Genomic DNA, 25,749 nt, shown 5'->3' on the forward strand with positions numbered 1-25,749 from the left:
GGCGCGAACTTGTCAACGACGCGCGCAGCAAGACGGTGGAGTATGCCACTGTTCAACCTTGGTGGCTGAACAGGCATCGGGGCGGCTGCCTTCGCGAGCAGGCTCGCTCCTACAGGGGGCTGGCGTGATAGCTCAAATCGCAGGCATAAAAAAACCGCAGTGGGCGAAACCCATTGCAGTTCTGTTGAAGCGTTCTTTGTTCGTTAAGGTGGTAACCCCACCAGCCACACCCCGGCACACAATGTTCCCGCTGTGGCTGCTTCCTTCCGGATCTGACCAGGTTCACGGGTAATCGTTGCGGGGGGACCGATGGGGTCACCATAACGACACTCACCTGTCGGCGAGCCGCGCCATTGTACCTATCTGAGATGAAGTTACAACCGTTGGTTTCAGATAAAAAATATGAACGTGTTCAAGGACATGCGCTGAGCCTGAAAAGATCGCAGCCTGCGGCAGCTCCTACAGGGTCAGCACCTCATCCGCCTTGCCGCCCGCCTGCTGGATCACCAGATGGATGAAGTGCAGCTTGGCAATCGCCGCCGCCGGCAGCACGAACGGGTAGAAATCCGGCTGCCCCATGCTGCGCGACAGTTCGTTGAGCATGCCCGCCAGCTCGATCCAGGCGTTGACGAACGACAGGAACGCCGCGCCGCCGGGATGCTCCGGGTCATACAGCGTGCTCGGTGGAAACGGCTGATAGTCGAAGTCCATTTCCCGCGCACTCATGCCGAAACCCAGTGCAGTGTCCACCGCGTCCATCATGTGCAGGTAATGCGCCCAGGTCTCGGCCCAGTCTTCCCACGGGTGCATGGTCGCGTAGGCGCTGACGTAATGTTGCGGCCAGTCCAGCGGTGCACCTTGCTGGTAGTGACGGTCGAGCGCTTCGGCGTAACTGGCGCGCTCGTCGCCGAACAGGTTGCGGAAGGCTTCGAGCCACGGGCCGTTGGCGATCAGACGATCCCAGTAATAATGTCCGACCTCATGCCGGAAATGCCCGAGCAGCGTGCGATAAGGTTCATGCATCGCCGCCCGCACCTGCTCGCGGTGGGCGTCGTCGGCTTCTTTGATGTCGAGGGTGATCAGGCCGTTGGCGTGGCCGGTCATTGGCGCGTTGCCTTCGAGGTCGACGCCGATGAAATCAAAGGCCAGGCCGCGCTCTTCATCCACGGTTTTCGGGATGACCGGCAGCCCGAGGGTGATCAGTTGCGCCACCAGCCGGCGTTTAGCGATTTCGACTTTGCGCCAGCGCTCAGGGTTTTCCGGCACCGAGAGGTCGGGGATGGTGCGATTGAGGCTGCAGGCGACGCACAGGCTGTCGCGGCCGTTATCCGGCAGCAGCCAATTGCAGGCGGCGGGGGTGTCGAGATTGGCGCAGCGACGAAACAATCCGGCGTCGGGATCGGCATCGAGTGTCCAGCTACCGTCCTGCGGCCCGGGCTGCAGCGAGGTCAGGCGACTTGCTTCAGGCTGATAGCCGAGCATGGCGCTGCAAGCCAGGCACTGGCTGTTGCGAAAGAACAGCGACTGGCCGCAGCGGCACGGCCAGATTTTGCTGTTGCGTGAAGATTCGCCCATGAACGGCGCGACGATGCGAGAACTGAGCTGCTCGAAAAAGCGGTACATGGCGATCTCTCCCTGGGGCTTGCCAAGACTAGATCATCCTCGTGCGCTGATCGTTCCCACGCTTTGTGTGGGGAAAAGCAAAAGATCGCAGCCTTCGGCAGCTCCTACAGGGGGTCAATGTGGCAAGACACTAATTCTGTAGGAGCTGCCGCAGGCTGCGATCTTTTGTTCTTAAACGGACAGGCCGTGTCCCTTCAGGAAAGCGATAAACGCCTCTTCGTCCATCACCTTCACGCCCAGCTCATTGGCCCTGGTCAGTTTCGAGCCGGCACCGGGCCCTGCGACCACGCAATGAGTTTTCGCCGATACCGAGCCGGCGACCTTGGCGCCAAGGCTTTCAAGATGTTCCTTGGCCACATCGCGGCTCATCAGCTCGACCTTGCCGGTCAACACCCAGGTTTCGCCGGACAGCGGCAAGCCTTCGACGACTTTCTTCTCGCTCAGCCAGTGCATGCCGAAATCCCGCAGCTGTTTCTCGGCGGCCTCGGCGATCTGCCGATGCTCGGGCACAGCAAAAAACTCGCGCACCGAATTGGCCTGCTTCTCCGGCAGCGCCTGACGCATGTCCAGCCAGTCGGCATTCATCACCGCGTCCAGCGAACCGAACTTGTCTGCCAGTTTCTGCGCGCCGCCCGGGCCGACAAAGGGAATGTGCAGCTTGTCGAGCAGACCGCCGAGGGTGGTGCTGGCGGCAAATTCGGCGCCCAGATCGCCCTGATCCTGAATTTGCAGGCCATGCCCCAGCAACTCGGTGATCACCTGCTGGTTGTGCGCATCTTCAAAGAAGCTGTGAATCTCGTACGCCACTTCCAGACCGATGTCCGGCAGGTAGGTCAGCACCTGTGGCAGCGCCTGTTGCACGCGCTCCAGCGAACCCAGCGAGCGCGCCAGGACTTTGGCCGTCTCTTCGCCGACATCGGGAATGCCAAGGGCGTAGATGAAACGCGCCAGCCCCGGCTGCTTGCTGTCTTCAATCGCCGCCAGCAGCTTGTTGCTGGAGACTTCAGCGAAGCCTTCCAGATCAACAATGTCGTCGAACTTCAGCGCATACAGATCGGCCGGCGAATTGACCAGACCTTCGTCGACCAGTTGCTCGACGCTCTTGTCGCCAAGGCCTTCGATGTCCATCGCCCGACGCGAGACAAAGTGAATGATCGCCTGCTTCAGTTGCGCACCACAGGCCAGACGGCCAACGCAACGGTACACCGCGCCTTCGCTGATGGTTTCCTTGCCCTTGCTGCGTTTGACCAATTGCGTGCGTTCGACATGGGAGCCACAGACCGGGCAGCTCTCTGGAATCGCTACAGGACGCGCATTCTCGGGGCGACGTTCGGTGACCACTTGCACCACCTGCGGGATGACGTCTCCGGCGCGGCGGATGATCACGGTGTCGCCGATCATCAGGCCCAGGCGCGCCACTTCATCCATGTTGTGCAAGGTGGCGTTGGCCACGGTGACGCCCGCCACCTTGACCGGTTTCAGCCGCGCCACCGGGGTGACCGCGCCGGTACGGCCGACCTGAAATTCCACGTCGAGCAGTTCGGTAAGTTCTTCCATGGCCGGGAACTTGTGCGCAATCGCCCAGCGCGGCTCGCGGGCACGGAAACCCAGCTCGCGCTGATCGGCGATGCTGTTGACCTTGAACACCACACCGTCGATTTCGTAGGCCAGCGCGTTACGCCGTTCGCCGATGTCGCGGTAGTAATCCAGGCACTCGCCGATGCCTTTGGCCAGTTTCAGCTCGTGGCTGATCGGCAGGCCCCACTTCTGCAACTGCTTGAGGTTGCCGATGTGGGTATCGGAGATATCGTGGGAGACCTGACCGATGCCGTAGCAGCAGAATTCCAGCGGGCGGTTGGCGGTGATCTTCGAATCCAGCTGGCGCAGGCTGCCGGCCGCGGCGTTGCGCGGGTTGGCGAAGGTCTTGCCGCCGACTTCCAGTTGCGAGGCGTTGAGGCGCTCGAAACCGGCCTTGGACATAAATACTTCACCACGCACTTCGAGGGTCGCCGGCCAGCCTTCGCCATGCAGCTTCAATGGAATGTTGCGCACCGTGCGCACGTTGACGCTGATGTCTTCACCGGTGGTGCCATCGCCACGGGTAGCGCCGCGTACCAGCACACCGTCCTGATACAGCAGGCTGACCGCCAGGCCATCGAGTTTCGGCTCGCAGCTGTATTCCACCGCCGCACCGCCACCGAACAGATCACCGGCCGGCAGATCCAGACCTTCGGTCACCCGGCGGTCGAACTCGCGCATGTCGGTTTCTTCGAAGGCGTTGCCGAGGCTGAGCATCGGCACTTCGTGACGCACCTGGGTGAAGGCAGTCAACGCCACGCTGCCGACACGCTGGGTCGGCGAGTCGCTGGTGATCAGTTCGGGATTGGCCGCCTCCAGCGCCTTGAGCTCGTGGAACAACCGGTCGTACTCGGCATCCGGAATGCTCGGCTCGTCAAGGACGTGGTACCGGTAGTTGTGCTGATCGAGTTCAGCGCGCAGCTCTAGAATGCGGTTTTTGGCGGCGGTCATGGGTGTTCTCTCATAAAGCAAAAGAGCAGCCGAGGCTGCTCCAGTTTCATCATTCAAAGATCGCAGCCTCGTTGCACTCGACAGCTCCTACAGGGATCGCGTTCCTCTGTAGGAGCTGCCGAAGGCTGCGATCTTTTGATCTCGGCCTTAGCGCTTCTGGGTCAGGGCGCGGCGTTCGAATTCGACGATGCGCTGACGGTAGTGCTCGATAGTCTGCGCGGTCAGTACGCTACGCTGGTCGTCTTTCAGCTCGCCGTTCAGCTCCTGGGACAGCTTGCGCGCTGCCGCCACCATCACGTCGAAGGCCTGCTTCGGATGACGCGGGCCTGGCAGACCGAGGAAGAAACTCACCGCCGGGGTGCTGAAATGGTCGATGTCGTCCAGATCAAAGATCCCCGGCTTGACCGCGTTGGCCATGGAGAACAGCACTTCACCGTTGCCGGCCATGCTTTCGTGGCGGTGGAAAATATCCATCTCGCCAAAACGCAGACCGCTTTCGAGAATGTTCTGCAGCAGGGCCGGGCCTTTGAAGCCGGCGGCGTCGCGGCAGATCACGCTGATCACCAGGACTTCTTCGGCTTGCGGCTGATCCTTGTCGGCCACAGCCGGCGCCGGCTTGCTGTCTTCGACGAAGTCATCATCACGGCTGCTGAAGCTCGGGCCGCCGTCCAGATCCAGGTCGAGGTTCAGGTCGCCCTGGGCCGGACCATTGCTGCCGCGCTTGCCACGCTTGGAGCCGGATTCGCGAGGCTCGCGTGCTTCGCGGGCCGGCATGCTCACCGACGGCAGGTCGTGTTCGTCCAGTTGCGGCTCTTTATGCGTATCCAGCACGCGGGCCGGGCCCAACAGCTCAGCGCTGGTGTCCTCGTCCGGCAGGTTGGACAGACTTCGGTCAAGACGGAATTTCAGTTTTCCCTTGCCGCCGCGCATACGGCGCCAGCCATCGAAAAGAATACCGGCTATCACAATGATGCCGATGACGATCAGCCACTCGCGCAGACCGATTTCCATGTAATCCCGTGCCTCTATAAAAAATGCTGAAAAATAAGGGGTTTACATTGTGCAAACCGCTTTAAAACGTGGCGCCAACTCTATGTTCTGACAGGCGTTTTGCCCACGTATACGAAAAATTGACATTAAACTAGCACGACCAAAGACAACTTTACACCGTCTGTCACGTTGGCTTGCGCGAATATGTCGATTGGCCAGCAAGTCGAAGTCGGTAAAAAAGTCCTACAGACTACTTATACCCTTCCGACACCACGCTGACTCAGGCGTCCACCATCGCCATCGCCTCCTCGACATCCACGGCTACCAGTCGCGAGCAACCCGGCTCGTGCATCGTCACCCCCATCAGTTGATCGGCCATTTCCATGGCGATCTTGTTGTGGGTGATATAGATGAACTGCACGGTCTGCGACATCTCTTTGACCAAGCGGGCGTAGCGTCCAACGTTAGCGTCATCCAGTGGCGCGTCAACTTCATCGAGCATGCAGAACGGCGCCGGATTCAGTTTGAAGATGGCAAAAACCAATGCCAGCGCAGTCAGGGCCTTTTCCCCGCCGGAGAGCAAATGGATGGTGCTGTTCTTCTTTCCTGGCGGCCGCGCCATGATCGTCACCCCTGTATCGAGTAGATCTTCGCCCGTCAGTTCCAAATACGCGCTGCCACCACCGAAAACTTTCGGGAAAAGTGCCTGTAAACCGCCATTGATCTGATCAAAGGTATCTTTGAAGCGGTTACGGGTTTCCTTGTCGATCTTGCGAATGACGTTTTCCAGAGTCTCCAGTGCTTCCACCAGATCGGCGTCCTGCGCGTCCAGATAACGTTTACGCTCCGATTGTTGCGTGTATTCATCGATGGCCGCGAGGTTGATCGCGCCCAGGCGCTGAATCCGCGCGTTGATTCGTTCGAGTTCTTCTTCGGCGGCGCGTTCACTGGCTTCGGGCGTCAATGTCGCGAGCACGCCATTGAGATCGTAGCCGTCTTCAAGCAGTTGATCCTGCAACGCCTTGCGCCGCACGGTCAGCGCTTGCCACTCCATGCGTTGCTGTTCGAGCTGGCCACGGATCAGTTGCGATTGCTGCTCGGCCTGGGTCCGGCGCTTTTCCGCCTCGCGCAGTTCGCGGTCGGCGTCTTCCAGCGCAATCTGCGCGGTCTTGAGTTCTTCGTCGACGGTCATGCGTTTGTCGAGCAGCTCTTCGAGTTTCAGGCGCAGCTCTTCCAGCGGCGCCTCGCCCTCCTCCAGATTCAGACTCAACTGTTCGCGTTTTTCGGTCAGGCGCTCGGCCTGCATCTCCAGACGCTCCAGCGCCTGACGCGTGGAATCGTGCTGCGCACGCAGCGAACCAAGACGCACCGCCAATTGGTGAGCGTGATCCTTGTGCTGGCGCGCTTCCTGACGGACGCGATCGAGGCGTTCGCGCAGGCTGTCGCGCTGGGCCAGCAGCAATTCGCGCTGCTCGGTGTCCAGCGCCATGGCGTCGAGCGCTTCCTGCAATTGCATGCGCGCTTCGCCGACCTGTTCGTGCTCCAGCTCGCGCTGTTCGCCGAGTTCGACCAGTTCTTCATCGAGACGCGTGCGGCGCAATGTCAGCTGTTCGGCCTTGGCTTTGCCGGCGGACAACTGGGCTTTCAATTCACCTTGCTGGCGCGCTTCGTCCTGCAACAAGCGACGCAAATGTTCGCGGCCGTTTTCCTGCTGACGCTGTTGCGCACGCAAAGTCTGCAAGCGAGTTTCCATGGCCTCGACCGTGGCTTCACGCTCTTCGCGCTCGGCGTGCAGCGTTTCGATTTCCTGGCCCCGGGCGAGCATGCCGCTCTCGGCTTCACTGGCACGACGCACCCGCAAAAAGTGTCGACCGACCCAGTAACCGTCGCGGCTGATCAGGCTCTGCCCGGCGCTCAACTGGCCGCGCAAAGCCAGCGCTTGCTCAAGGCTGTCGACCGGTTTGACCTGGCCGAGCCATGGCGACAGATCGATCTGCGTCTCGACCTTGTCCAGCAGACTGCCCGCCACGCGCACACCATCGCTGGCGGGGCTGAGCAGGCGCAGATCGCCCTGGGTGAAACCGGACAGATCGAAACCGCTGAAGTCATCCACCAGCACTGCTTGCAGGTCGGCGCCGAGCACGGTTTCCACCGCCAGCTCCCAACCGGCCTCGACCTTGAGGCCTTCGGCCAGACGCGGGCGCTCGGCGAGGTTGTGTTCCTTCAACCATTCGGCGGTGCCGGTGCCCGGATCGAGCGCAGCTTGCTGCAAGGCTTCCAGCGACGCCAGTCGCCCGTTGAGCCGCTGCAGATCGCCCTGCGCCTGTTGTTGCGCAGTCAGTGCCTGCTGCAATTCCTGACGCAGTTGTTCAAGCTTTTCGACCTGCGCTTCTTCGCTGGTCTGCAAATCTTCGAGGGTCGCTTCGGATTCGGCGAGCTGCTCGTTGAGCGCCATGATCGCCGCGTCTTCGGGATCGGCGGAAAGCAGATCGCGCTCTTCGGCGAGACGCTTTTGCCGATCGGCCAGCCGCTCCATGCTGGTTTCCAGCTGCTGGATCCGCGACTGCTGCACTTCGGCCTGGCGCCGGGGTTCGGCAGCGGTCAGGTTGAAAGTGTCCCACTGTTCCTGCCAGCCGTGCATGACGCTTTCGGAATCTTCCAGCGCAGCGGCGGCTTCTTCGGCGGCGGCGCTGGTGACTTCCTGCTCGGGGATGAGCATGTCCAGCTCTTCGCCGAGGGTCAGCAGCAACGTGCGGTCGTGGCCCAGGTGCGATTCGGTTTCCAGACGCGCGCGCTCGGCTTCCTTAAGGTCGTCCTGCAACTGACGCAAGCGTTGCTGGCCGTGCTGGATACTCTGCTCGACGCGGGCGATGTCGCCGCCGACCGAATAGAAGCGTCCCTGCACCAGATTGAAGCGTTCGGACAGTTCATGGTGCCCGTCGCGCAGGCGCTCAATGGCGGCATCGGCATTGCGCTGCTCGGCGACCAGCGCTTCGAAACTGACTTCCTGGTTGCCGATGATCGATTCGCGCTGGCCGACCTGATCGTTCAGGTCCTGCCAGCGCAGGGCCGACAGTTGCGCCTTGAGCTGGCGCTCTTCGGCTTTGTATTCCTGATACTTCTTGGCGGACTCGGCCTGGCGGTGCAGGCGTTCGAGCTGGCGCTCCAGCTCTTCACGCAGGTCGGTCAGACGCGCCAGGTTTTCGTGGGTGCGGCGGATGCGGTTTTCGGTTTCGCGCCGACGCTCCTTGTACTTGGAGATGCCCGCCGCTTCTTCGATGAAGTTACGCAGGTCTTCCGGCTTGGCTTCGATCAGCTTGGAGATCATCCCCTGCTCGATGATCGAGTAGCTGCGCGGGCCGAGGCCGGTGCCGAGGAAGATGTCGGTGATGTCGCGACGGCGGCACTTGGCGCCGTTGAGGAAATAGCTGTTCTGGCTGTCGCGGGTGACCTTGCGGCGAATGGAAATCTCGGCGTACGCCGCGTATTCGCCGACCAGGGTGCCGTCGGAGTTGTCGAACACCAGTTCGATGCTCGCCTGACTCACCGGTTTGCGGCTGGTCGAGCCATTGAAGATGACGTCGGTCATCGACTCGCCACGCAGGTTCTTCGCCGAACTCTCGCCCATCACCCAGCGTACGGCGTCGATGATGTTCGACTTGCCGCAACCGTTCGGCCCGACGACTGCCGCCATGTTACTGGGGAAGTTCACCGTGGTCGGGTCGACGAAGGACTTGAACCCCGCCAGTTTGATGCACTTTAGCCGCACGCTCAGGCAACCGTCAGGGCGGAGACCACCAGATCGCTGCTGCGCTGGGCATAAGCCGTCAGCACGATGCGAATCTGCGGCAAATCACGGGCGAGCACAGCGGCCAGCAGGCGTTCGAACAGTTCGAGGAACTCGCTCATTTCGGCCTTGCGCTGTTCGAGGGCGAGGAAATACGCACGGCTCATGGCCGGCTGCAGGTTCTCGACGGTCTCTTGCAGGTACGGGTTGTTGGCAAACGGGTACGCCGCGCGCATCACGGCGAAGCTGTCATCGACGAAGGTGCGGATGTCCTGACGCTCGTAGCTGGCGGTGAGGCGCTGCTGAATCTGCACGAACGGCGCCATGTCGGCCTGGGTCTGCCAGCCGTTGGCAACCGCATTGCCGAGCAGGATGTAAAGCTCGCTCATCAGCGTGCACAGGCTCTGCACCTTGTGCGCGGTGAGTTCGGTGACATGGGCGCCACGTCGCGGCAGGATCGCGATCAGGTGACGGCGTTCGAGGATCAGCAAGGCTTCGCGGACCGATCCGCGGCTGACGTTCAGCGCCAGCGTGACCTTCTGTTCCTGAATGCGCTCTCCCGGCTTCATTTCGCCGCGAATGATGCGTTCGGCGAGGTGGTGAGCGATTTGCTCGGCGAGGCTGTCCGGCGCCTTGAACGTCATGGTTGTCCTTCAAACTCTTCGATCTGCACAAGCGGCGCAGTGTAGCGCAAATGCACGTGCATGGCGGAGTGCCCGCACGGCGCTTTTTGGCACGATTCAAGCAAAAAAGCAGTGGTTCCGCTCAGGGTCAATACTCAATAGAGCACGCGTTAATCGACAAAACCGATTTTCCTGACCTTTAAGTCAGAAAACCATTGACCGAAAAGTCAGACCTGCTAAATTCGGCTCACGTCGGTTAACAACAATAATGAGTCTGCGAGGCCTTCCGTGATCCAGTTTTTACTTAACCAGGAACTCCGTAGCGAGCACGCCCTGGACCCGAATCTGACCGTGCTCAATTACCTGCGTGAGCATGTAGGTAAATCCGGCACCAAAGAAGGCTGCGCCAGCGGCGACTGCGGCGCCTGCACGGTGGTGGTCGGCGAGTTGCAAACCGATGACGCCGGCCGCGAATACATTCGCTATCGCAGCCTCAACTCGTGCCTGACCTTTGTGTCGTCGCTGCATGGCAAACAACTGATCAGCGTCGAAGACCTCAAGCACCAGGGCGAACTGCACAGCGTGCAGAAAGCCATGGTCGAGTGCCACGGCTCGCAGTGCGGCTTCTGCACCCCCGGTTTCGTCATGTCGCTGTTCGCCCTGCAAAAGAACAGCGATGCACCGGATCAGGCCAAGGCGCACGAAGCGCTGGCCGGCAATCTCTGCCGCTGCACCGGCTACCGGCCGATTCTCGCCGCCGCCGAGCAATCGTGCTGTGGCAAGCAACCGGACCAGTTCGACGCCCGCGAAGCCGAGACCATCGCCCGCCTCAAAGCCATCGCCCCGACCGATATCGGTGAACTCAACAGTGGCGACAAGCGCTGCCTGGTGCCGCTGACCGTCGCCGATCTGGCCGATCTGTATGACGCTTACCCACAAGCGCGACTGCTGGCCGGCGGCACCGATCTGGCGCTGGAAGTCACCCAGTTTCACCGCACCCTGCCGGTGATGATCTACGTCGGCAACGTCGCCGAAATGAAGCGCATCGAAAGCTTCGATGACCGCCTCGAAATCGGCGCCGCCACCGCGCTCTCCGACTGCTACGAAGCGCTGACTGCCGAATACCCGGACTTCGGCGAACTGCTGCACCGCTTCGCCTCGCTGCAGATCCGCAACCAGGGCACCCTCGGCGGCAACATCGGCAACGCCTCGCCGATTGGTGATTCGCCACCGCTGCTGATCGCCCTCGGCGCGCAGGTGGTGCTGTGCAAAGGTGAAACCCGGCGCACGCTGAACCTGGAAGATTACTTCATCGACTACAAGGTCACCGCCCGTCAGGAAAGCGAATTCATCGAAAAAATCATCGTCCCACGCGCCACGGCCGAGCAGCGCTTCCGCGCCTACAAGGTCTCCAAGCGTCTGGACGATGACATCTCCGCCGTCTGCGCCGCATTCAACCTGCGTGTGGAAAACGGCGTAATCACCGACGCGCGCATGGCGTTCGGCGGCATGGCCGCGATCCCGAAACGCGCCGCTCACTGCGAAGCCGTGCTGCTCGGCCAGCCATTCAACAGCGCCGTGGTCGAACGCGCCTGCGCCGCTCTGGCCGAAGATTTCACGCCGCTCTCGGACTTCCGCGCCAGCAAGGAATATCGCCTGCTCAGCGCGCAGAACCTGCTGCGCAAATACTTCATCGAACTGCAAACACCGCACATCGAGACTCGGGTGACCGCTTATGTCTAACCATCACGGCGTAGAGAAAACTCAAGCTGAACTGGCTGAACTGTTCGCCAGAGACCTGACCACCGGTGTCGGCCGCAGCGTCAAGCACGACAGCGCGCCCAAGCACGTGTCCGGTGAAGCGCAGTACATCGATGATCGCCTGGAATTTCCCAATCAGTTGCATGTTTATGCACGGATGTCGGACCGCGCCCACGCGAAAATCATCAGCATCGACACCAAGCCCTGCTACGCCTTCGAAGGCGTGCGCATTGCGATCACCCACGAAGACGTGCCGGGCCTGAAAGACATCGGCCCGCTGCTGCCGGGCGATCCACTGCTGGCGATTGACGACGTGCAGTTCGTCGGGCAACCGGTACTGGCCGTGGCCGCGAAAGACCTGGAAACCGCACGCAAAGCGGCCATGGCGGCGATCATCGAGTACGAAGATCTGGAGCCGGTGCTGGACGTGGTCGAGGCCCTGCGCAAACGCCACTTCGTGCTCGACAGCCACACCCATCAGCGTGGCGATTCGGCTTCGGCATTGGCCACCGCTGAACACCGCATTCAAGGCACGCTGCACATCGGCGGCCAGGAACACTTTTATCTGGAGACGCAGATCTCCTCGGTCATGCCCACCGAAGACGGCGGCATGATCGTCTACTGCTCGACGCAGAACCCCACCGAAGTGCAGAAGCTGGTGGCCGAAGTGCTCGACGTGTCGATGAACAAAATCGTCGTCGACATGCGCCGCATGGGTGGTGGTTTCGGCGGCAAGGAAACCCAGGCTGCGAGCCCGGCGTGCCTGTGCGCGGTGGTCGCGCACCTCACCGGCCAGCCGACCAAGATGCGTCTGCCACGGGTCGAAGACATGCTGATGACCGGCAAGCGCCACCCGTTCTACGTCGAGTACGACGTCGGCTTCGACAGCACGGGACGTCTGCACGGGATCAACATGGACCTGGCCGGCAACTGCGGCTGCTCACCGGACCTGTCGGCGTCGATTGTCGACCGGGCAATGTTCCACTCGGACAACTCGTACTACCTCGGTGACGCCACCATCAACGGTCACCGCTGCAAGACCAACACCGCGTCGAACACTGCTTACCGTGGTTTCGGCGGCCCGCAAGGGATGGTCGCCATCGAAGAAGTGATGGACGCGATTGCCCGCCATCTCAACCTCGATCCGCTGGCGGTGCGCAAGGCCAACTACTACGGAAAGACCGAGCGCAACGTCACCCACTACTACCAGACCGTCGAGCACAACATGCTCGAAGAGATGACCGCCGAACTGGAAGAAAGCAGCCAGTACGCCGAGCGCCGCGAAGCGATCCGTCGCTACAACGCCAACAGCCCGATCCTGAAAAAAGGCCTGGCGCTGACCCCGGTGAAATTCGGCATTTCCTTCACCGCCAGTTTCCTCAACCAGGCCGGTGCGCTGATCCACGTCTACACCGACGGCAGCATCCACCTGAACCACGGCGGCACGGAAATGGGCCAGGGCCTCAACACCAAAGTCGCGCAGGTGGTGGCCGAAGTGTTCCAGGTGGAAATGGATCGGGTGCAGATCACCGCGACCAACACCGACAAAGTGCCAAACACCTCGCCGACCGCTGCCTCCAGCGGCGCCGACCTCAACGGCAAGGCCGCGCAGAATGCCGCCGAGATCATCAAGCAGCGGCTGGTGGAATTCGCCGCACGGCACTACAAGGTCAGCGAAGAAGACGTGGAATTCCACAACGGCCATGTGCGCGTGCGTGACCACATCATGACCTTCGAGGCGCTGATTCAACTGGCGTATTTCAATCAGGTCTCGCTGTCGAGCACCGGCTTCTACAAGACCCCGAAAATCTACTACGACCGCAGCCAGGCCCGGGGCCGGCCGTTCTACTACTTCGCCTTCGGCGCGGCGTGCTGCGAAGTGATCGTCGACACCCTGACCGGCGAGTACAAGATGCTGCGTACCGACATCCTCCACGACGTCGGCGCCTCGCTGAACCCGGCCATCGACATCGGTCAGGTCGAGGGCGGTTTCATCCAGGGCATGGGCTGGCTGACCATGGAAGAGCTGGTCTGGAACAACAAGGGCAAGCTGATGACCAACGGCCCGGCCAGCTACAAGATCCCGGCCGTGGCGGACATGCCGCTGGACCTGCGGGTGAAACTGGTGGAAAACCGCAAGAACCCGGAAGACACGGTGTTCCATTCCAAGGCTGTGGGTGAGCCGCCGTTCATGCTCGGGATTGCCGCGTGGTGCGCGATCAAGGACGCGGTGGCGAGCCTCGGTGATTACAAGCATCAGCCGCAGATCGACGCACCGGCGACCCCGGAGCGGGTCTTGTGGGGCTGTGAGCAGATGCGCCAGCTCAAGACTGTGAAAGCGGTCGAAGCTGAAACCGAGTTGGCTCCGCTCTAGACCGAGGCGCGGCCAATCGCTGGCAAGCCAGCTCCCACAGTGATCTGTGGTGATTTCAGGATTTGCGGTACACCACAAACCTGTGGGAGCTGGCTTGCCAGCGATGAGGCCTGAACAGACAACGATGTTGTAGGGGTGACATATGTACAACTGGATCGACGCCCTCGCCGACCTGCAGAACCAGGGCGAACCCTGTGTTCTGGTGACGATCATCGAAGAACTCGGCTCGACCCCGCGCAATGCCGGCTCGAAAATGGTCGTCAGCGCGAAACAGACCTTCGACACCATCGGTGGCGGGCACCTGGAATACAAAGCCATGCAGATCGCCCGCGAGATGCTCGCCAGCGGCAAGCAGGACACCCATCTGGAGCGTTTCAGCCTTGGTGCCAGCCTCGGCCAGTGCTGCGGCGGCGCCACCGTGTTGCTGTTCGAACCGATGGGCCAGGTGCAGGCGCAGATCGCGGTGTTCGGCGCCGGGCATGTTGGCCGCGCGTTGGTGCCGTTACTCGCCAGCCTGCCGTGCCGGGTACGCTGGATCGATTCGCGGGATGAGGAATTCCCCGAACAGATCCCCCACGGCGTGCGTAAAATCGTCGCCGAAGAGCCTGTGGATGAAATCGACGATTTGCCCGCCGGCAGCTATTGCATCGTCATGACCCACAACCATCAGCTCGACCTGGAACTCACTGCCGCGATCCTCAAGCGCAACGATTTCGCTTACTTCGGCCTGATCGGTTCGAAGACCAAACGCGTCAAATTCGAACATCGCCTGCGTGATCGCGGTTTCGACAGTGGCGTCGTGCAACGCATGCGCTGCCCGATGGGCATCGGCGAAGTCAAAGGCAAACTGCCTGTGGAAATCGCCATCTCCATCGCCGGCGAAATCATCGCCACCTATAACGCCAATTTCGGCCAGCACAGCGCCAGCGCCGAACCGATTGCCAAACTGCTGCCGGTTTCCCGGCGCAGTCAGGCCGCCACACTCAAAGCCTCAAACTGATTAGAGAACCCTCATGCCTCTGACTCGCAAAGCCTACCGCGCCGCCATCTTGCACAGCATCGCCGACCCCGCCGAGGTCGGGATCGAAGCCTCCTACGAATATTTCGAGGACGGCCTGCTGGTGGTCGATGGCGGCAAGATCAGCGCCCTCGGCCACGCCAGCGAACTGCTGCCGACCCTGCCGGCGGACATCGAGATCACCCACTATCAGGACGCGCTGATTACCCCGGGCTTCATCGACACCCACATCCACCTGCCGCAAACCGGCATGGTCGGGGCCTACGGCGAACAACTGCTGGACTGGCTCAACACTTACACCTTCCCGTGCGAAAGCCAGTTCGGTGACAAGGCCCACGCCGACGACGTGGCCGATATCTTCATCAAGGAGCTGCTGCGCAACGGCACCACCACTGCGCTGGTGTTCGGCAGCGTGCATCCGCAGTCGGTGAATTCGTTTTTCGAGGCCGCCGAGAAGCTCGACCTGCGGATGATCGCCGGCAAGGTGATGATGGACCGCAACGCGCCGGACTATCTGACCGACACCGCCGAATCGAGCTACGTCGAGAGCAAGGCGCTGATCGAGCGCTGGCACGGCAAGGGCCGCCTGCATTACGCGGTTACCCCGCGCTTCGCCCCGACCAGCACCCCGGAACAACTGACCCTCGCCGGCCAACTGCTGACCGAATACCCGGATCTGTACATGCAGACCCACATCAGCGAGAACCTCAAGGAAATCGAGTGGGTCAAGGAACTGTTCCCGGAGCGCAAGGGCTATCTGGACGTCTACGATCACTACCAGCTGCTCGGCGAGCGCTCGGTATTCGCCCACGGCGTGCACCTGTGCGACGACGAATGCGCGCGGCTGGCGGAAACCGGCTCGGCGATCTCGTTCTGCCCGACTTCGAACTTCTTCCTCGGCAGCGGCCTGTTCAACCTGCCGATGGCCGAGAAGCACAAACTGAACGTCGGTCTGGGCACTGACGTCGGCGGCGGTACCAGTTTCTCGCTGCTGCAAACCCTGAACGAAGCCTACAAAGTCATGCAATTGCAGGGTGCGCGGTTGAGTCCGTTCAAGTCGCTGTACCTGGCGACCCTGGGCGGTGCGCGGGCACTGCGCCTGGAAGACAAGATCGGCAACCTGCAACCGGGTTCTGATGCGGACTTCCTGGTACTCGACTACAACGCCACGCCGCTGCTGAGCTATCGCCTGAAACAGGCCAACAACATTGCCGAGACGTTGTTTGTGCTGATGACGCTCGGGGATGACCGCACGGTGCAGCAGACGTATGCGGCGGGAGCTTTGGTGCATCAGCGCTGAGTTTTTTCAAGGCATAAAAAATCCCCCAGCGCTTTTCAGCCTGGGGGATTTTTGTTGCCTGTCAGATTGCTATCGCTGGCAAGCCAGCTCCCACAGGTTTTCCGGTGTATCGCAGATTCGGTGAACACCACAAATCCCTGTGGGAGCTGGCTTGCCAGCGATTGGGGCGACTCGGTGTCAGCTCAAAGCTTGGCCGCCGGGCGCCCAGGCTTCTTGGTCTGCAACAGATGCGAGAACACCGCATGCAGATCATCCGACGCACTTTCCTCATCGAGGTTGAGCTTGCTGTCGATGTGGTCCATGTGGTGCATCATCAGGTCCACCGCCAGCTCACCGTTGCGCGCTTCGATGGCGTCGATCAACTGGGTGTGCTCGTCGTAGGAGCAATGCGAGCGGTTGCCGCTTTCGTACTGGGCGATAATCAGCGAAGTCTGCGAGACCAGGCTGCGCTGGAAGCTGATCAATGGCGCATTTTTCGCCGCTTCGGCGAGTTTCAGGTGAAATTCGCCCGACAGACGGATACCGGCGCCGCGATCGCCACGGGAGAAGCTGTCACGCTCGTCGTTGACCATCTGACGCAGTTCGGCGATCTGCTCGGCGGTGGCGTGCTGCACGGCCAATTCGGTGATCGCGCGCTCCACCAGACGGCGGGCCATGAACACCTGGCGCGCTTCTTCTACGCTCGGGCTGGCGACGACGGCGCCACGGTTCGGCCGCAACAGCACCACGCCTTCATGGGCCAGACGCGACAGCGCGCGGCGAATGATGGTGCGGCTGACCCCGAAGATTTCCCCCAGCGCTTCTTCGCTCAATTTTGTACCGGGCGCCAGACGCTGTTCGAGGATCGCCTCGAAAATGTGCGCGTAGACAATATCGTCCTGGGTTCCGCTGCGGCCGGCTTTGCCTGCTCGCGGTTGTTTCTTGAGGGGTTGCAACTGTTCGTTCATGGGCACTCGAGTCGGGAGAACTGCGGCGAATAGACCGTGACTGTAATACGGCACAGTAGGTCGCTGGCAAGTATCGCGTAAAAAACAGCGCGATTGTACACAATGGATGGTGGCAACACGACTGTATGGCTGTTTGTGACCACGGCTGTATTGCAACGATCCGTTACGATTGAGTTTAGGCTTGATCGCAGAATCCGCCTTTGCGCACAACGGCTCTTAATGTAGGAGCTGCCGAAGGCTGCGATCTTTTGATCTTGCTTCTGAAAATCAAAATCAAAAGATCGCAGCCTTCGGCAGCTCCTACACAGGGTTCAGCGTAATTGCGGGGATCTTCATCTGTATAAGGAACACCGCCGTCATGAACGACGCCACCTACACCCGCCTGCGCCCCCTCGCCGACACTTCGCCCTCAGCGATCGTTGCCGGGTTCATTGCGATGATGACCGGCTACACCAGTTCGCTGGTGCTGATGTTCCAGGCCGGGCAAGCGGCGGGCCTGAGCAGCGGACAGATTTCCTCGTGGATCTGGGCGATCTCGATCGGCATGGCGGTGTGCTCGATCGGCTTGTCGCTGCGCTATCGCACACCGATCACCATCGCCTGGTCGACCCCCGGTGCAGCCCTGCTGATCACCAGCCTGGGCGGCGTCAGCTACGGTGAGGCCATCGGCGCCTACATCACTTGCGCAGCTCTGGTGACCATTTGCGGGTTGACCGGCAGCTTCGAACGCTTGGTGAAAAAAATCCCGGCATCGCTGGCGGCGGCGTTGCTGGCGGGGATTCTGTTCAAGATCGGTAGCGAAATCTTCGTCGCCGCACAACACCGTACCGGGCTGGTGCTGGGGATGTTTTTCACCTATCTGCTGGTCAAGCGCCTGTCGCCGCGTTACGCGGTGCTCGCTGCATTGCTGATCGGCACCGCGCTGTCGGGCTTCATGGGGCTGCTGGATTTCAGCGGCTTTCATCTGGAAGTGGCGACGCCAGTCTGGACCACGCCGCACTTTTCGCTGGCCGCGACCATCAGCATCGGCATTCCGCTGTTCGTGGTGGCGATGACCTCGCAGAACATGCCCGGCATCGCCGTGCTGCGCGCCGACGGCTACAACGTCCCGGCCTCGCCACTGATCACCACCACCGGCATCGCCTCGCTGTTGCTGGCGCCGTTCGGCTCCCACGGCATCAACCTCGCGGCGATCAGCGCAGCCATCTGCACCGGGCCGCACGCCCATGAAGATCGCAACAAACGCTACACCGCCGCGGTCTGGTGCGGGATTTTCTACGGGATTGCCGGGGTGTTCGGCGCAACGTTGGCGGCGTTGTTTGCCGCGCTGCCGAAAGAACTGGTGCTGTCGATTGCCGCATTGGCGCTGTTCGGTTCGATCATCAACGGTTTGAGCATTGCCATGACCGAGGTGAAAGAACGCGAGGCGGCGCTGATCACGTTCATGGTCACGGCGTCGGGGTTGACGCTGTTTTCCATCGGTTCGGCGTTCTGGGGGATTGTGGCGGGGGTGCTGACCTTGCTGATACTCAACTGGCGTAAAGCTTAAAGCAAAAGATCGCAGCCTTCGGCAGCTCCTACAGAGATCGGTGCAGGAACTGCCGAAGGCTGCGATCTTTTGATCTTGCAAAAAAACGGCGACCCTCAGGTCGCCGTTTTTTCAGTATCACTTGGCCGCGTTGATCGGCTTTTCCGGATACCAGACGTCCAGCAGCGGGCTGACGGTCATGCCGGTCAGTTCGCTACGGTTTTTCAGCCAGGCTTCAACGGCAGCGCGCTGCTCTTCGTTGACCGAGCCACGCTTCTGCAGGCACACCAGACCGAAGTCATCGCCGCCGACATAACCCAGACCGTTGGCTTCCATGGCTTCTTTGATGAATGCTTCGAGGAAAGCGTCAATGGCTTCTTCGGACAAGTCTTCTTTGAAGTCCAGGTTCAGTTCGAAACCCAGCTCTTGAAATTCATCAACGCACAGTTTTTTGCGCAGACGCTGGGAACGGTTAGTCGCCATTGGAACAATCCTCTTAAGTAATAACGGCCGGCACTTTACCAGTTTAAGCCGTCAATTGCCCGACTCTCTGGGCGCTATGGCCGACCGCCTGTAAAAAAATAACGAAATGGCCGCCCCGGGCAAGGCACAAGCTGTTACACCTTGGGGCATAATGCCGACACTTTCATGACCACTGAGGGCTTTTTCATCCATGCCCTCGTTATTTTTCCCCTCTTTTGCAGGGTTTTATTTCATATGATCAAATCGTTGCGTCCTCTGTTTCTTGCCGGCCTTCTTCTGCCCCTGGCCCTGCCGGTTGCCGCTGCCACTATCAATACCGCCCTCACCCCCAACGTCGAGAAAGCCCTAAAGGCCAGCAAACTGCAGCCGACCGCGCTGTCGCTGGTGATGATCCCGCTCGACGGCCCGGGCAATCCGACCGTGTACAACGCCGACGTCTCGGTCAACCCGGCCTCGACCATGAAACTGGTCACCACTTACGCCTCGCTGGAAATGCTCGGCCCTAACCATCAATGGAAAACCGAGTTCTACACCGATGGCGATCTGAGCGGCGGCATTCTCAACGGCAACCTGTACCTCAAGGGTGGCGGCGATCCGAAGCTGAACATGGAAAAACTCTGGCTGCTGATGCGCGACCTGCGCGCCAACGGCGTGACCCAGGTCACCGGCGACCTGATCCTCGACCGCAGCTTCTTCATCCAGCCACAACTGCCGGAATTCAACGACGACGGCAACGACGAGAACAAACCGTTCCTGGTCAAACCCGACTCGCTGCTGGTCAACCTCAAGGCCCTGCGCTTCGTCGCGCGCAATGACGGTGGCCGGGTGCTGATCTCGGTGGAACCGCCGATTGCCAGCGTGCGCATCGAAAACACGGTCAAGGCGCTCAACTCCAAGCAGTGCACCGGTGGCGTGCGCTACAACCCGGTGACCCAGCCTGATGGCAGCGTGACCGTGACCGTCGCCGGCCAGTTGGGCGATGGCTGCAGCTCGCAGACTTACCTGTCGCTGCTCGACCACGCGACCTACACCGCTGGTGCCGTGCGCGCGATCTGGAAAGAACTGGGCGGCAGCATCCAGGGCAAGGATCGCCTCGCCGCGACCCCGAGCAGCGCCAAGCTGCTGGCCCGCGCCTACTCGCCGGATCTGGCGGAAATCATCCGCGACATCAACAAATACAGTAACAACACCATGGCCCAGCAGTTGTTCCTGAGCCTCGGTCAGAAGTACCGCAACGAAGCCGACGGTGACGACGCCAAGGCCGCACAGCGCGTAGTCCGCCAGTGGCTGGCGAAAAAAGGCATCACCGCGCCGCACCTGGTGATGGAAAACGGCTCCGGGCTGTCGCGCGCCGAACGCGTCAGTGCCCGCGAGATGGCCAGCATGCTGCAAGCCGCCTGGCACAGCCCGTACGCCGCCGAATACATCAGCTCGCTGCCGATTGCCGGCACCGACGGCACCATGCGCAAACGCCTGAAGACCACCGCGATGCGCGGCGAGGCCCACGTCAAGACCGGCACCCTGAACACCGTGCGCGCCATCGCCGGCTTCAGTCGCGACGTCAACGGCAATACCTGGGCGGTGGTGGCGATCCTCAACGACAAAGCCCCGTTCGGCGCGTCGTCGGTGCTGGATCAGGTGCTGCTGGACCTGTACAAGCAGCCACGTTTGCCGCAGACCGCTTCGGCGCTGTAATACGATACTGCGAACACCACCAAACCCTGTGGGAGCTGGCTTGCCAGCGATAGCGGAATGTCAGCCACCGAAGATGCTGACTGAAACGCCCCTATCGCTGGCAAGCCAGCTCCCACAGGATTGTGGTGTATTGAATCTCAGCTCATCTGCTCCACCCGATCGCGCCCACCCTGCTTCGCCGCATACACCCCGGAATCCGCCCGCAGCAGCAGCGCATCCGCGCCTTCCCCCGGACGCCAGCTGGCGATGCCGAAACTGGCCGTCACCACCCCGACCACGTCCACCGGCGCGCTGCGCAGGCCTTGCCACAACTCCACCGCCAGCTTGTACGCATGTTCGCCGTCGATGTCCGGGCACAGCACCATGAATTCCTCGCCACCGAGACGACAGAACACGTCGGTCCGCCGCAAGCGATGGCCGATGCGCTCGCACACCGCCTGCAGCACCCGATCGCCGACGGCATGACCGTACTGGTCATTGATGCGTTTGAAGTGGTCGATGTCGAGCATGATCACCGACAGCTCACCGCCGCCGCGCTCGACCCGGGCCATTTCGGTGGTCAGGCGTTCCTGGAAGTAGCGGCGGTTGTGGATGCCGGTCAGCGAGTCGGTGACCGACAGCGCCCGCAGTTCCTCTTCCACCCGTTTCAAGTCGGAAATGTCCGAGATGTAGCCGTGCCACAGCACGCCGCCGCCCGGCAGTTCCTCCGGCGTCGCCTCGCCGCGCACCCAGCGCAGGCCACGCTCGGGCAACTGCACGCGGTATTCCTCGCGCCATGGGCTGAGGCTGTCCGCCGAAGCGCGGATCGAGCTACGCACTCGCGAGACGTCCTGCGGATGAATGCGGGTGAAAATCGCCTCGGCATTGAGCAGCAGCACGTCGGGCTCCAGCTCGTAGATCTCGCGGATGCCGTCGCTGGCATAAATCACGCTGAAACGCCCGTCGAACTCCATCTTGAACTGGTAGATGCCGCCGGGCACATGAGCACTGAGTTTTTTCAGCAATACATCGCGCGCCGCCAGTGCTTCGTGCACGCGCTTGCGCTCGGTGATGTCGATGCAGATCGCGAGATGTCCGACCCACAATCCCTGCTCATCCAGTACCGGGGTGGCGAGCATGTTCACCGGCAGATAACTGCCGTCGCTGCGCACCAGCGTCCACTCGCGCGCCTCGTGACCGCCCACTTCACCGCCCTCGACCAACATCGCGTGGCAGGTCGGAATGCTCTTGCCGTAACGCACACTCAACTCCGCGGAACGCGCGGCCAGCTCTCGCGGCAGATGCAGGTTTTCCAGGGTCATGTGGCCGACCACATCGGTGCTGCTGTAGCCGAGCATCTGTTCCGCGCCGGGGTTGAAGGTGTTGATCACCCCGCGCAGATCCGTGGCAATGATCGCCACCTGGGTCGCGGCATTCAGCACGCCGCGCAACTGACCGTGGGTGCCGCGCAACTCCTGTTCGCGGGCGTGCAGTTCCTGGGTGCGCAGTTGGACCATGCGCAGGGCGCGCTGGCGTTGACTGACCAGCACATACAGCAACGCGCTGAGCAACAGGCTCAGCAGCGCGCCCAGCACCACCAGGCTGCTGATGGAAGAATGGTTGGCCTGTAAAAATGCCTCGCTGGGCTGAATGTCCACTTGATAATCATGGTCGGCCATGCGAACCAAACGTGTGGCGGACAGGTCGCTGGCCCCGGCCTTATTGGCGGACTCGTAGAGCACTTCATGCTGATCGTCGGTGGACAGGTCGAGAATACGCACCGTGAGGAAATCCTGGGTTTCCTCCGGCAGTCCGTCGGCCAGCAACTGCTGCATGCTGATCACCGCCATCACGTACCCTTGCGCAGAACCTTTCGCCGCGCCCTCCTCAGTGACCGGCGCCAGCAGCAAGACGCCCCGGGCATAGGCCGGATCAATCCCCACCAGATGCAACGGCTGCGACACCGCCATGTGCCCGCTGCGGTCGGCGCGCTCCAGCGTCGCCCGGCGCAATGGCTGCGCCAACAGGTCATAGCCCAGCGGGGTGGGCAAGCGGCTCTGGCTCTGGGTGTAAATCACCGGAACGTATTCGGGACGATCACCGGCGGTCTGCAACTGGCCGTCAGCATTCAGCTCGCGAAAGGTGAAGGTGCTGAACCCTTCGCTACGCACCGCTTGTTCGACCGCCGGGCGTTCGGCACGGCTGACCCGCGGCGCATAGGAATAGGCCTGGGTGCGTAACAGAAGCGGTTTGGCATAGCCGTCGAATTCGCTGCGTGAGACCGAATCGGAGTTGGCGAAGAAACGGCGCAGGCCGTCGAGACGCTGTTCCTGATCCTGGAAACGTTCTTCGATGCGGCTGTAACGCTCATTGGCCAGCAGCTGAAAGCGTTGGCGCAGTTGATGGTGAAACTGATTGAGGGTGGCCCAGGCGAGCAGCCCCGTGAGAATCCCGCCGGCGAGCAATACCAGTATCGCGACCAGCCAGGCCGAGACGTCTTCACTGATAAAACCCAGAATCTTTGGGCGCACGGGGTGCAACGACATAGGGGCAACTCACGACGCCATTGTTTCGGGGGAAAACCCCATTGGCCATGCGTTGAGTTATAGCTATTAGCCATTAATTTGGCTAGCGCTGATCGGATCCAAGAGCCTTTAAAAATCAAGGCTCTGTGGATCCAACCACGGCAAGTGTCAACGCGCCGTGATTTTCCAGGCGCGGTGAATCTTGGTATTGCGGGCGAAATCCGGATCAATGGTCTGCGCGCTGATTTCCTCGACTGCGTAACGCTCGGCGAGGTTATCCTCCAGTTGGAACTTGCGGAAGTTGTTGGAGAAGTACAGCACGCCACCCGGAGCCAGACGTGCCATGGCCAGGTCGATCAACTGCACCTGGTCACGCTGCACGTCGAAGATGCCTTCCATGCGCTTGGAGTTGGAGAAGGTCGGCGGGTCGATGAAGATCAGGTCGTACTCGTCGCGGCTGCTTTCCAGCCACGCCATCACGTCGCCCTGCTCCAGACGGTTCTTGTCGGAGAAGCCGTTCAGCGACAGGTTGCGCCGCGCCCAGTCCAGATAAGTCTTCGACAGGTCGACGCTGGTGGTGCTGCGCGCACCGCCCTTGGCCGCGTGCACACTGGCCGTCGCGGTGTAGCAGAACAGATTGAGGAAGCGCTTGCCGGCAGCCTCTTTCTGAATGCGCATGCGCATCGGCCGGTGGTCGAGGAACAGCCCGGTGTCGAGGTAGTCAGTGAGGTTCACCAGCAGCTTGACGCCGCCTTCGCTGACCTCATTGAACTTGCCCTGCGCCGCCTGACGTTCGTATTGCTTGGTGCCGCTCTGGCGCTCGCGGCGTTTGACCACCACGCGGCTCTTGTCGACGTTCAGCGCCTGCGGGATCGCGGCCAGGGCGTCGAACATGCGTGCCGAGGCCTTTTCCGGATCGATCGACTTCGGCGCGGCGTATTCCTGTACGTGCACCCAGTCGTGATACAGGTCGATGGCCATGGCGTATTCCGGCATGTCGGCATCGTAGACGCGGTAGCAGTCGATGCCTTCGCGCTTGACCCACTTGCTCATCGCCTTGAGGTTTTTCTGCAGGCGGTTGGCAAACATCTGCCCGCCTTCGCTCAGGCGCGGCTGCTCGATCACCGGGGCCGGGGCTGGCGTCGGTTTGATCGGGTTGCCGTTCTTGTTGAACTTGCGCTCTTGCGGCTCGTTCGGGGTTTGATCGTAAGCGGCTTGCTCACGCTCGGCCTGACGCTGTTCCGGGGTCCGCCGCTCGCCGGTGACGAACTGATCCGGCAGCACTTTGATCAACAGCAGTTTGCACGGCAACGCGCCGTTCCAGAACGAATACTGTTTGTGGCTGCGAATGCCCATGCGCTTGCCCAGATCCGGCGCGCCGGTGAACACCGCCGCTTCCCAGTTCAGGCAGGCCTGACGCAGGCGCTCGCCAAGGTTCTGATAGAGGTAAAGCAGGCTGGCTTCGTCGCCCAGACGCTCGCCGTACGGCGGGTTGCAGATCACCAGACCTTTCTGGTTCTGGTCCGGACGCGGCTCGAAGGTCGCGACTTCGCCCTGATAGATCTTGATCCACTCGCTCAGACCGGCACGCTCGACGTTGTTGCGACCCGGTTGAATCAGGCGCGGGTCGGCTTCGTAACCGCGAATCCACAGCGGCGGCTTGGCCAGACCGGCAGCGGCACGCTCGACGGCTTCTTCATGGAGTTTTTTCCACAGCGCCGGAACGTGGCCCAGCCAGGCGGTAAAGCCCCACTGCTCACGGCGCAGGTTCGGCGCCATGTCGGCGGCGATCATCCCGGCTTCGACGAGGAACGTACCGACACCGCACATCGGGTCAGCCAGCGCGCCGCCTTCGGCCGCAATGCGCGGCCAGCCGGAACGGATCAGGATCGCTGCCGCGAGGTTTTCCTTCAACGGCGCCGCGCCCTGCTGCAGGCGGTAGCCGCGCTGGTGCAGGCTGTGACCGGACAGGTCGAGGGACAGAATCGCTTCGCCGCGATCCAGGCGCAGGTGAATGCGCAGATCCGGGTTGAGCTTGTCGATCGACGGACGGTCGCCTTGCGGGGTACGCAGTTTGTCGACGATGGCGTCTTTGACTTTCAGCGCGCCGAAGTGGGTGTTGTCGATGCCCGAGCCGTGACCGCTGAATTCAACAGCCAGAGTGCCGTCGGCGAGCATGTGATCCTGCCACTCGACGTCAAGCACGCCGTGGTACAGGTCTTCAGCGTCTTTCATCGGGAAGCGTTTGAGCACCAGCAGCACCCGGTTGGCCAGACGCGACCACAGGCACAGGCGATAAGCGGTTTCCATGGTCGCCATGCCACGCACGGCGGAGGTGTGCTCGCGGGCCTCTTCAAGGCCAAGCCCGACGGCTTCCTCGATGAGCAGGCCTTCAAGGCCTTTGGGGCAAGTGAGGAAGAGTTCGAAACGATCGGACATGGTATTTCCAGAGCCTTTGGCTAGTGAACCGGCAACGCATTGCCGATCCGGTTTTCAATCAGGCGCTTTTCCACAAGAACGCCCGCGTGGCACGAAGGTGTGCCGTTCCATCCCCGCTGCTCGGGTTAAAAGAGCTTAGATGCCGGGA

Annotated in this window: 15 protein-coding genes and 1 other RNA gene; 6 read left to right on the forward strand and 10 right to left on the reverse strand. The window is 61.4% G+C overall.

What is annotated here, in order from left to right:
* Positions 1-215: 215 nt before the first annotated feature.
* The 6 genes from ffs to AB1J88_RS11395 form a co-directional block, all read right to left on the reverse strand.
* Positions 216-312: signal recognition particle sRNA small type (gene ffs, locus AB1J88_RS11370), an RNA gene on the reverse strand.
* A 147-nt stretch (positions 313-459) separates the two neighbouring features.
* On the reverse strand, positions 460-1,623 hold the full coding sequence (locus AB1J88_RS11375) for a zinc-binding metallopeptidase family protein (protein WP_047293062.1): 1,164 nt from the start codon (positions 1,621-1,623) through the stop codon (positions 460-462).
* A gap of 171 nt (positions 1,624-1,794) precedes the next feature.
* Positions 1,795-4,152, reverse strand: a complete 2,358-nt coding sequence (gene ligA / locus AB1J88_RS11380; RefSeq protein WP_430291098.1) for an NAD-dependent DNA ligase LigA — start codon at positions 4,150-4,152, stop codon at positions 1,795-1,797.
* 147 nt (positions 4,153-4,299) lie between these two features.
* Positions 4,300-5,163 carry a cell division protein ZipA gene (gene zipA, locus AB1J88_RS11385; RefSeq protein WP_047293036.1) on the reverse strand — a complete coding sequence of 288 codons (864 nt, stop codon included), beginning with the start codon at positions 5,161-5,163 and terminating at the stop codon, positions 4,300-4,302.
* Between the two features lie 259 nt (positions 5,164-5,422).
* Positions 5,423-8,911 (reverse strand): chromosome segregation protein SMC, encoded by a 3,489-nt coding sequence (gene smc / locus AB1J88_RS11390; RefSeq protein ID WP_430291099.1) that lies wholly within the window; start codon positions 8,909-8,911, stop codon positions 5,423-5,425.
* Positions 8,912-8,913: 2 nt separating this feature from the next.
* Positions 8,914-9,573 carry a GntR family transcriptional regulator gene (locus AB1J88_RS11395; protein ID WP_041067784.1) on the reverse strand — a complete coding sequence of 220 codons (660 nt, stop codon included), beginning with the start codon at positions 9,571-9,573 and terminating at the stop codon, positions 8,914-8,916.
* A 267-nt stretch (positions 9,574-9,840) separates the two neighbouring features.
* Here AB1J88_RS11395 and xdhA point away from each other — a divergent pair, with 267 nt between their 5' ends.
* The 4 genes from xdhA (at position 9,841) to guaD (ending at position 16,005) form a co-directional block, all read left to right on the forward strand.
* Positions 9,841-11,295 carry a xanthine dehydrogenase small subunit gene (gene xdhA / locus AB1J88_RS11400; protein WP_430291100.1) on the forward strand — a complete coding sequence of 485 codons (1,455 nt, stop codon included), beginning with the start codon at positions 9,841-9,843 and terminating at the stop codon, positions 11,293-11,295.
* Positions 11,288-13,687 (forward strand): xanthine dehydrogenase molybdopterin binding subunit, encoded by a 2,400-nt coding sequence (gene xdhB / locus AB1J88_RS11405; RefSeq protein WP_430291101.1) that lies wholly within the window; start codon positions 11,288-11,290, stop codon positions 13,685-13,687. The genes xdhA and xdhB overlap by 8 nt, the downstream gene beginning before the upstream one ends.
* 142 nt (positions 13,688-13,829) lie before the next feature.
* Positions 13,830-14,687 (forward strand): xanthine dehydrogenase accessory protein XdhC, encoded by an 858-nt coding sequence (xdhC, locus tag AB1J88_RS11410; protein WP_430291102.1) that lies wholly within the window; start codon positions 13,830-13,832, stop codon positions 14,685-14,687.
* A 13-nt stretch (positions 14,688-14,700) separates the two neighbouring features.
* Positions 14,701-16,005 carry a guanine deaminase gene (gene guaD, locus AB1J88_RS11415; protein WP_041067772.1) on the forward strand — a complete coding sequence of 435 codons (1,305 nt, stop codon included), beginning with the start codon at positions 14,701-14,703 and terminating at the stop codon, positions 16,003-16,005.
* A gap of 182 nt (positions 16,006-16,187) precedes the next feature.
* Here the strand turns inward: guaD and AB1J88_RS11420 are convergent, their stop codons facing one another.
* Positions 16,188-16,952 (reverse strand): GntR family transcriptional regulator, encoded by a 765-nt coding sequence (locus AB1J88_RS11420; RefSeq protein ID WP_007961054.1) that lies wholly within the window; start codon positions 16,950-16,952, stop codon positions 16,188-16,190.
* A 358-nt stretch (positions 16,953-17,310) separates the two neighbouring features.
* Between AB1J88_RS11420 and AB1J88_RS11425 the strand changes: the two genes are divergently transcribed.
* Positions 17,311-18,501: a benzoate/H(+) symporter BenE family transporter gene (locus tag AB1J88_RS11425; protein WP_430291103.1), complete on the forward strand. Its 1,191-nt coding sequence runs from the start codon at positions 17,311-17,313 to the stop codon at positions 18,499-18,501.
* Between the two features lie 117 nt (positions 18,502-18,618).
* Here AB1J88_RS11425 and AB1J88_RS11430 read toward each other — a convergent pair whose 3' ends face one another.
* Positions 18,619-18,963 (reverse strand): YggL family protein, encoded by a 345-nt coding sequence (locus AB1J88_RS11430; RefSeq protein ID WP_003223308.1) that lies wholly within the window; start codon positions 18,961-18,963, stop codon positions 18,619-18,621.
* 234 nt (positions 18,964-19,197) lie between these two features.
* On the opposite strand from AB1J88_RS11430, the gene dacB reads away from it, so the two are divergent.
* Positions 19,198-20,658, forward strand: a complete 1,461-nt coding sequence (gene dacB, locus AB1J88_RS11435) for a D-alanyl-D-alanine carboxypeptidase/D-alanyl-D-alanine endopeptidase (RefSeq protein ID WP_430291104.1) — start codon at positions 19,198-19,200, stop codon at positions 20,656-20,658.
* A 137-nt stretch (positions 20,659-20,795) separates the two neighbouring features.
* Here dacB and AB1J88_RS11440 read toward each other — a convergent pair whose 3' ends face one another.
* Together AB1J88_RS11440 and rlmKL are read right to left on the reverse strand one after the other, a co-directional pair.
* Entirely contained in the window at positions 20,796-23,183 is a 2,388-nt protein-coding gene (locus AB1J88_RS11440) for a sensor domain-containing diguanylate cyclase (RefSeq protein ID WP_430291105.1), read from the reverse strand.
* Positions 23,184-23,330: 147 nt separating this feature from the next.
* Positions 23,331-25,601 (reverse strand): bifunctional 23S rRNA (guanine(2069)-N(7))-methyltransferase RlmK/23S rRNA (guanine(2445)-N(2))-methyltransferase RlmL, encoded by a 2,271-nt coding sequence (rlmKL, locus tag AB1J88_RS11445; protein WP_430291106.1) that lies wholly within the window; start codon positions 25,599-25,601, stop codon positions 23,331-23,333.
* Positions 25,602-25,749 lie beyond the last annotated feature (148 nt).

The organism is Pseudomonas sp. S8 (assembly GCF_050473925.1).
Lineage (GTDB): Bacteria > Pseudomonadota > Gammaproteobacteria > Pseudomonadales > Pseudomonadaceae > Aquipseudomonas > Aquipseudomonas parakoreensis.